Genomic DNA, 8,819 nt, shown 5'->3' with positions numbered 1-8,819 from the left:
GCAGAGAGGTCACACCCGTTCCCATACCGAACACGGAAGTTAAGCTCTCTAGCGCCGATGGTAGTTGGGACCTTGTCCCTGTGAGAGTAGGACGTCGCCAAGCAACTAAAACACGAGTCAAATGACTCGTGTTTTTTCGTGTTTTATTTTATAATCCATAGTAATAAAAAATGTGTTTAAAGTATTCATATTTTGTTTAAATACAGGGGAATGTGGCTAGGATAGTGAATAAGCAAAAGAGTTGCAAATTTTATTAATACGTATATAATTAAAGTCAAAGATAGTCAAAGTCAATAAAGGTGGCGGATAAATGAGAAATATATCTGATATCATTGAGCAATATCTAAAGCAAGTTATTGACTTAAGTAATAATAATGTGATTGAAATCAAGAGAAATGAGATTGCGGATCGATTCGAGTGCGTACCATCTCAAATCAATTATGTAATCAATACCCGTTTTACGTTAGAAAGAGGATTTGTAGTAGAAAGTAAACGTGGTGGAGGAGGTTACATTCGCATTATAAAAGTCAAACTGCATGACGATATAGATATTATTGATCAAATGCTTCATATGATTGATCATAGCGTTGCGCAAGGGAATGCAGAAAGTATGATTATACGTTTAATAGAAGAGGGAATTATAACAAATCGTGAAGCGAAACTGATGTTAAGCGTAATAGATCGTTCTGTATTATCAATGGATGTTCCTTCTCGAGATGAACTTAGGGCTCGAATATTATGCGCAATGTTAAGAACACTGAAATATAAATAAATATAACTTTTGTAAAAGATTGATAACTAAGATAAAGCAGTTAAATATTGTAGAAGTTTTGAAAAAGAACATGCACTTTTATTTAAACGGATTCAGGAAAGCGAACAATCTAGTAATGTATGAAAAGTACCATGAGATAGAGCGTTCCTGTTGTAAAGGTGGGGATAGTGATGACTTGTCAAAACTGTAATATAAGACCAGCAACTTTACATTATACAAAAGTAATTAACGAGAAGAAGGCGGAAGTTCATCTTTGTGAGCAATGTGCAGAGCAAAGTGGCTATACGTCTTTCTTTCCATCATCGCAGTCTAACTTTTCATTTCATGATTTATTTGCTGGTTTATTACACGGTGAATCAACAATGTTTGAAGAAGGAAAAAATGGATTTTCAAATGCAGATATAGTAAGATGTCCAGATTGTAAGATGACATATGAACAATTTACAAAAGTCGGACGTTTTGGCTGTTATTCTTGTTACGATACATTTAAGGAGCATTTAAAGCCATTATTAAAACGCCTTCACGGTGGGCATACAGAACATTGTGGGAAAATTCCGGAACGTATAGAAGGAAATATCCACTTAAAGAAAGAATTAGATGAACTAAAACTTATTCTGAAACAATACGTACAGAAAGAGGAATTTGAGAAAGCTGCAGAAGTAAGAGATAAGATCCGAGGTCTTGAAATACAGCTTAGTGAGCATAGAGAGGGGGAATAGTTCTATGTCACTGGACAAAATTATGAACGAAGCAATTAGTCCATGGATGAAGGGGGATGGCCCTGATTCTGATATTGTTTTAAGTAGTCGAATTCGTTTGGCTCGTAACTTTAAACAATATCAATTTTCCACTATGCAAAACGAAGAAGAAGCTAAACAGATTCATGAATTATTCAAAAAGAAATTCATAAATAAAGCAGTAGGGTCTTTTGGGGAGTTTGGACTATTAAAGATGAATGAATTAACCCCTCTTCAAAGGAGAGTTTTAGTCGAAAAGCATTTAATTAGTCCAAATCTTGCAGGGACAGAATATGGAGCATGTCTACTATCAGAAAGTGAACATATTAGTGTTATGCTTAATGAAGAAGACCATATTCGGATTCAGTGCCTATTTTCAGGATTACAGTTATCAGAGGCACTTCAAAGTGCCAATCAAATAGATAATTGGATTGAGAAAGAAGTTGAATACGCTTTTGATGAATCACTTGGATATATTACGAGTTGTCCTACTAATGTTGGCACAGGGTTAAGAGCTTCTGTGATGATACATTTACCGGGACTGGTTTTAACAAAAAGAATTAGCCGTATTATACAAGTAATTCAAAAATTAGGGTTAGTAGTAAGAGGAATATACGGTGAAGGTAGCGAAGCGTTAGGTAATATATTTCAAGTTTCAAATCAAATGACGCTAGGAAAGTCTGAAGAAGATATTATTGCAGATTTAAAGAGTGTCATTCAACAAATTATACAGCAAGAAAAAATGGCTAGAGAATTAATTGTACAAAATTCAAGTATTGAACTTGAAGATAAGGTTTATCGTTCTTACGGCATACTAGCAAACAGTCGTTTAATTCAATCTGCAGAAGCAGCCAATTGCTTATCAGATGTACGACTTGGTATTGATCTAGGATATATAAAAGGTATATCGAGAAATATTTTGACTGAGCTAATGGTTCTTACGCAACCAGGTATTTTACAACAATACGCAGGTGGACCTTTAGGGCCAGAAGAAAGAGATTATCGAAGAGCAACCTTAATCCGTGAGCGATTACGTATTGAAAAAAACTAAGCGCAAGTAGGAGGCGATTTCTATGATGTTTGGAAGATTTACAGAAAGAGCACAGAAAGTGTTAGCTTTATCTCAAGAGGAAGCAATTCGTATTGGGCATAATAATATTGGAACAGAACATATTTTACTTGGGCTTGTACGCGAAGGTGAAGGAATTGCAGCAAAAGCATTAATTGCTCTTGGATTAAGTCCAGAGAAAGTTCAAAAAGAAGTAGAAGCGTTAATTGGGCGAGGAACAGAAGCTTCTCAAACTGTACATTATACACCTCGTGCTAAAAAGGTTATTGAATTATCTATGGATGAAGCGCGTAAGCTAGGCCATTCTTACGTTGGAACAGAACACATTTTACTCGGTTTAATCCGTGAAGGTGAAGGTGTAGCCGCACGTGTTTTAAATAATTTAGGTGTAAGTCTAAATAAAGCAAGACAACAAGTGTTACAACTTCTTGGAAGTAATGAAGCTAGTTCAGGTCATCAAGGTGGTTCAGCAACAAATGCAAATACACCGACACTGGACAGTTTAGCAAGGGACTTAACAGTTGTTGCACGTGAAAATCGCTTAGACCCTGTTATTGGACGCGGTAAAGAAATTCAACGTGTAATTGAGGTATTAAGCCGTAGAACGAAAAATAACCCAGTATTAATTGGTGAGCCTGGTGTAGGTAAAACGGCAATTGCAGAAGGATTAGCACAGCAAATTGTAAATAATGAAGTTCCTGAAACTTTAAGAGATAAGCGTGTTATGACACTAGATATGGGTACAGTGGTAGCTGGAACAAAATATCGCGGTGAATTTGAAGATCGTTTAAAGAAAGTGATGGATGAAATTCGCCAAGCAGGCAATATTATTCTATTTATTGATGAGCTTCATACATTAATTGGTGCAGGTGGAGCAGAAGGTGCAATCGATGCATCGAATATTTTAAAACCATCTTTAGCACGAGGAGAGCTACAATGTATTGGGGCAACAACTTTAGATGAGTATCGTAAATATATTGAAAAAGACGCGGCTTTAGAAAGACGTTTTCAACCAATTCATGTTGATGAGCCAAGTTTAGAAGAATCGATTCAAATCTTGAAAGGTTTACGTGATCGTTATGAGGCGCATCACCGTGTATCTATTACAGATGACGCTATTGATGCAGCTGTAAAACTTTCAGATCGTTATATTACAGATCGATTTTTACCGGATAAAGCAATTGATTTAATTGATGAAGCTGCTTCAAAAGTTCGCTTACGTTCTTATACAACACCACCAAACTTAAAAGAGCTTGAAGTGAAGCTTGAGGAGATTCGAAAAGAAAAAGATGCAGCTGTACAAAGTCAAGAATTTGAAAAGGCTGCATCCTTACGTGATATGGAGCAACGCTTACGTGAGAAGTTAGAAGATACAAAACGTCAATGGAAAGAGCAACAAGGAAAAGAAAATTCAGAGGTTACGGTAGAAGATATTGCAAATGTCGTTTCTACATGGACGCGTATCCCAGTTTCTAAACTTGCACAAACAGAGACTGATAAATTATTAAATTTAGAATCCATTCTTCATGATCGTTTGATTGGTCAAGATGAAGCAGTAGTAGCAGTAGCAAAAGCTGTTCGTCGTGCAAGAGCAGGATTAAAAGATCCGAAGCGCCCGATTGGTTCATTTATTTTCTTAGGACCAACAGGTGTAGGTAAAACAGAACTTGCAAGAGCACTAGCAGAATCTATGTTCGGTGATGAAGATGCAATGATTCGCATCGATATGTCAGAGTATATGGAGAAGCATTCTACTTCCCGTTTAGTTGGTTCTCCTCCAGGATATGTTGGATATGAAGAAGGTGGACAATTAACAGAGAAAGTTCGTCGCAAGCCATATTCAGTTGTATTATTAGATGAGGTAGAGAAAGCTCATCCGGATGTATTTAATATTCTACTACAAGTATTAGAAGATGGTCGTTTAACAGATTCTAAAGGACGTACAGTTGATTTCCGTAATACAATTGTTATTATGACGTCTAACGTTGGTGCCGAGGCGTTAAAACGTAACAAACATCTTGGATTTAATGTCCAAGATGAAAGCCGTGATTATTCGGATATGAAAGGTAAAGTAATGGATGAGTTGAAAAAGGCATTTCGTCCAGAATTCTTAAACCGTATTGATGAAATTATCGTATTCCATATGCTTGAGAAAAAACATATTCAAGAGATTGTAACTCTTATGGTAAATCAGTTAGTAAATCGCTTAAAAGAACAAGAAATCGAATTGCACTTAACGGAAGAGGCAATTTCAGCTATTGCTGATAAAGGATTTGATCGTGAGTACGGTGCTCGTCCACTTCGTAGAGCAATTCAGAAACATGTAGAAGATAGACTATCAGAAGAACTTTTAAAAGGTGCTATTGAGAAAGGACAAAAAGTTATCTTTGATGTAGAAGGAGAATCATTTGTCATTCATAGTGCGGAAAAGGTAAAATAAGTATAGACAAACAAAGAGGGCTACGCGATAGCCCTCTTTCTTGTACGAGAAGGATAAACGTTTATAGACGAAAGTGGAGTGAACTATAAAAAGATATGGCTAAAAAGAAAACGAAATTTATATGTCAAGAATGTGGTTATCAGTCACCAAAATATATGGGTAAATGTCCTGGATGTGGTCAATGGAATACACTTGTTGAAGAAATGGAGCCAGTTGTATTATCCAGGCGCCTTAATTACGCGAATGCAATTCAAACGGAAGTAACAAAACCAAGACGTCTTACCGAAGTAGAAACAAAGTCTGAGGCACGTATTGAAACGGAATTTCAAGAGTTTAATCGTGTGCTTGGTGGTGGAATTGTAGATGGGTCCTTAGTGCTTATTGGTGGAGACCCTGGGATTGGGAAATCAACATTACTATTACAAATTTCATCGCAATTAGCAGATTCTTCATATGATGTATTATACATATCGGGTGAGGAGTCGGCAAAGCAGATTAAACTTCGTGCAGATCGTTTGCATGTAAAGGGTAGCAATCTATTTGTTGTAGCAGAGACAGACCTGCAGCGTATTGCAGCACATATTGAAGAGATGAATCCAGCTTTTGTTGTTATTGATTCTATTCAAACAATACATTTACCTGAGGTGACGTCAGCACCAGGAAGTGTGGCACAAGTACGTGAATGTACAGCGGAATTAATGAAACTTGCAAAAACAAAAGGAATCCCTATTTTCATCGTCGGGCATGTGACAAAAGAAGGAGCGATTGCAGGACCTCGTATGTTAGAACATATGGTCGATGCAGTTCTTTACTTTGAAGGAGATCGACACCATACGTATCGTATTTTACGAGCTGTGAAGAACCGTTTTGGTTCCACGAATGAAATGGGTATCTTTGAAATGAAAGAGCTTGGTCTTGCGGAAGTTTTAAATCCTTCCGAAATCTTCCTTGAGGAAAGGCCGGTTGGTGTTGCAGGATCAACAGTAGTTGCTTCAATGGAAGGAACAAGACCGGTTTTAGTAGAAATACAAGCATTAATCTCCCCTACTAGTTTTGGAAATCCTCGAAGAATGGCGACGGGAATTGATCATAACCGTGTTTCGCTTATTATGGCAGTATTAGAAAAAAGAACAGGTTTACTATTGCAAAATCAAGATGCATATTTAAAAGTAGCTGGTGGTTTGAAATTAGACGAACCGGCAATTGATTTAGCAGTGGCTTTAAGTATAGCCTCAAGTTTTAGGGATAAATCTACGGCACCAACTGATGCAGTAATAGGAGAAGTAGGATTAACTGGAGAAATAAGAAGAGTATCAAGAATCGAACAACGTGTACAAGAAGCGGCTAAATTAGGATTTCAACGTGTTATTATTCCTAGAAAAAACTTAGGAGGATGGACAATTCCGGATGGGATTGAGGTTGTAGGTGTTTCTAATTTAGGAGAAGCGCTTCGTTTGACATTAGGAGGCTAGGCTATGGAAGAAAATAAGCAACGTGTCAAAAGTATGATTAATATTTTACAGCTCGTGGCCCCAGGAACACCACTGCGTGAAGGGATAGATAATGTACTTCGCGCACAAACAGGGGGGCTAATTGTTCTTGGATATAATGAGCAGATTAAAAGTATTGTGGATGGTGGTTTTCACATTAATTGTGCATTCTCTCCTGCTAGTTTATATGAATTAGCAAAAATGGACGGGGCACTTATTTTAAATGAAACGGGAAGTAAAATTTTAATAGCGAATGCACAGTTAGTTCCAGAGGCATCTATTGATTCTATTGAAACAGGTATGCGTCACCGAACAGCAGAACGTGTAGCGAAGCAGACGGGCAGCCTTGTTGTGGCCATTTCACAAAGACGTAACGTAATTACGCTATATCAAGGGAACTTACGTTATACACTAAAAGATATAGGGGTTATTTTAACAAAAGCAAATCAAGCTATTCAAACGTTAGAAAAATATAAGGCTGTATGGAATGATGGTATTACGAATTTGGGCATTCTAGAATTTGAAGAGGTCGTTACAATGTCTGAGGTAGTTCACGTTTTACATAGTGTTGAAATGGTACTGCGTATTAAAAATGAAATATTGAGCTATATTCATGAGCTCGGAACAGAAGGTAGGTTAATTCGTTTACAGCTTACAGAATTGCTAGCTGATTTAGAAGCAGAGGCAGCATTGTTAATTAAAGATTATCACCAGGAGAAAACACAAGACCATCATCAAATTTTGAAAAAGTTACAGGACCTTGCAAATACACAACTTTTAGAGGATAGTGATTTAGTTAAATTACTTGGCTATCCAGGGCAAACTAGTTTAGAAGAAAGTGTGACGCCAAGGGGATATCGAATTACAAGCAAAATCTCTCGTGTTCCGCCACTTATCATTGAAAATTTAATTAATCGATTCAAAACGTTGCAAGGAGTTTGTCGCGCGACGATTCATGAATTGGATGATGTGGAAGGAATTGGGGAAGTAAGGGCGAAGAAAATACGAGAAGGCCTAAAAAGAATTCAAGAGCATCTCTATATGAGTAGACACAATTAAGAATATTACATTGATTCCATAATATAACGACACTAGAACATTTTTGGTATATGATATGATATATTGGTAAATAAAACTATTTATAAAAAAAAACACGTCCGCTTTTGCATTCGGCGTTTTGATTAGCGAAACAATGGTTAATAATGAGTAGGAGGTGGTTGGATGTTAAAACGGATCGTACAGCTCTTCTTTCTAGTAATCGGGGGAGCGTTAGGGATTTACTTAATCCCAAAAGTTATTAATGTATTAGACATCGGTGCTGTTCCTTTATTGGAAGGATCGTATGTTCGTGCGATTATTGGTGCAATTATTTTATTTTTAACAACATTTTGGCTTGTAGATTATATTGTTCAACTTATTAAGCATATTGAAGAGGCTCTTGTAAAGGCGCCTGTAGCAGATGTTTTATTTGGTACATTAGGATTGATCTCTGGTCTTATTGTTGCATATTTAATTTTAATACCGATTCGTGAATTTACAATTCCGGTTATTAGTACGGTGTTGCAAGTGTTCTTCACTCTTTTACTTGGATATTTAGGATTCCAAGTAGGATTTAAAAAGAGGAATGAATTGCTAGGATTATTTACATTACCCCAACGCGGAGGTAAGAAGAAAAATAATAGCGAGAACGAAGAGGTAGAAGCAGAAAAATCTACGACTCATTGGAAAATTCTCGATACGAGTGTAATTATCGATGGACGTATTGCTGATATTTGCCAAACGAAGTTTTTGGAAGGAACAATTGTGATTCCACAATTCGTATTAGAAGAGCTTCAGCATATTGCCGATTCTTCCGATGCTTTAAAGCGTAATCGTGGTCGCAGAGGACTAGACATTTTAAATCGTATTCAAAAAGAGATGCCGATTCCGGTAGAAATTTATGAAGGCGATTTCGAGGATATCCAAGAGGTGGATAGCAAACTTGTAAAGTTAGCAAAAATCACCGGTGGAACTGTAGTAACGAATGATTTCAACTTAAATAAAGTTTCTGAATTACAAGGAGTAACGGTGTTAAACATTAATGATTTAGCTAATGCAATTAAACCAGTTGTACTCCCTGGCGAAGAATTAAATGTTTATGTTGTGAAAGATGGTAAAGAGCAAAACCAAGGTGTTGCGTACTTAGATGATGGTACGATGATTGTAGTAGAAGATGGTAGAGAGTATGTAGGTTCGCAACTTAATGTACTGGTTACTAGCGTATTACAAACATCGGCTGGTCGTATGATTTTCGCAAAACGTAAATTATTAG

The 8,819-nt window shown here is 36.8% G+C and carries 7 protein-coding genes and 1 rRNA gene; all 8 read left to right on the top strand.

The annotated features are described in order from the left end of the window. A 5S ribosomal RNA gene (rrf, locus tag MR167_RS29030) occupies positions 1–103 on the top strand; the annotation flags it as partial. Positions 104–310: 207 nt separating this feature from the next. Further along, positions 311–772, top strand: a complete 462-nt coding sequence (gene ctsR / locus MR167_RS29025; protein ID WP_001244560.1) for a transcriptional regulator CtsR — start codon at positions 311–313, stop codon at positions 770–772. A 170-nt stretch (positions 773–942) separates the two neighbouring features. After that, the gene (mcsA, locus tag MR167_RS29020) at positions 943–1,491 is read left to right on the top strand and encodes a protein-arginine kinase activator protein McsA (RefSeq protein ID WP_000128376.1); all 549 of its coding nucleotides are present in this window, start codon (positions 943–945) and stop codon (positions 1,489–1,491) included. Between the two features lie 4 nt (positions 1,492–1,495). Further along, a complete protein-coding gene (mcsB, locus tag MR167_RS29015) occupies positions 1,496–2,560 on the top strand; it encodes a protein-arginine kinase McsB (RefSeq protein ID WP_000050837.1) in 1,065 nt (354 codons plus the stop codon). 22 nt (positions 2,561–2,582) lie between these two features. Next, positions 2,583–5,018 (top strand): ATP-dependent protease ATP-binding subunit ClpC, encoded by a 2,436-nt coding sequence (gene clpC, locus MR167_RS29010; RefSeq protein ID WP_000971172.1) that lies wholly within the window; start codon positions 2,583–2,585, stop codon positions 5,016–5,018. 95 nt (positions 5,019–5,113) lie between these two features. After that, positions 5,114–6,490 carry a DNA repair protein RadA gene (radA, locus tag MR167_RS29005; protein WP_242316076.1) on the top strand — a complete coding sequence of 459 codons (1,377 nt, stop codon included), beginning with the start codon at positions 5,114–5,116 and terminating at the stop codon, positions 6,488–6,490. A gap of 3 nt (positions 6,491–6,493) precedes the next feature. Next, a complete protein-coding gene (gene disA / locus MR167_RS29000; protein ID WP_000392164.1) occupies positions 6,494–7,567 on the top strand; it encodes a DNA integrity scanning diadenylate cyclase DisA in 1,074 nt (357 codons plus the stop codon). A gap of 162 nt (positions 7,568–7,729) precedes the next feature. After that, positions 7,730–8,819, top strand: a 1,090-nt coding sequence (locus MR167_RS28995) for a PIN/TRAM domain-containing protein (protein WP_242316075.1), incomplete at its 3' end; no start/stop codon positions are given.

It is taken from the genome of Bacillus cereus group sp. BfR-BA-01355 (assembly GCF_022663675.1).
In the GTDB taxonomy this organism is placed as follows: domain Bacteria; phylum Bacillota; class Bacilli; order Bacillales; family Bacillaceae_G; genus Bacillus_A; species Bacillus_A thuringiensis_S.
Note: the sequence above shows the minus strand (reverse complement) of the source record. Positions and strands in the feature narration are given on the sequence as shown.

Bases quoted from the DNA above. Each gene is read 5' to 3' on its own strand.
- disA (WP_000392164.1), top strand. From the start codon at position 6,494: ATGGAAGAAAATAAGCAACGTGTCAAAAGTATGATTAATATTTTACAG.
- mcsB (WP_000050837.1), top strand. From the start codon at position 1,496: ATGTCACTGGACAAAATTATGAACGAAGCAATTAGTCCATGGATGAAG.
- radA (WP_242316076.1), top strand. From the start codon at position 5,114: ATGGCTAAAAAGAAAACGAAATTTATATGTCAAGAATGTGGTTATCAG.
- clpC (WP_000971172.1), top strand. From the start codon at position 2,583: ATGATGTTTGGAAGATTTACAGAAAGAGCACAGAAAGTGTTAGCTTTA.
- ctsR (WP_001244560.1), top strand. From the start codon at position 311: ATGAGAAATATATCTGATATCATTGAGCAATATCTAAAGCAAGTTATT.
- mcsA (WP_000128376.1), top strand. From the start codon at position 943: ATGACTTGTCAAAACTGTAATATAAGACCAGCAACTTTACATTATACA.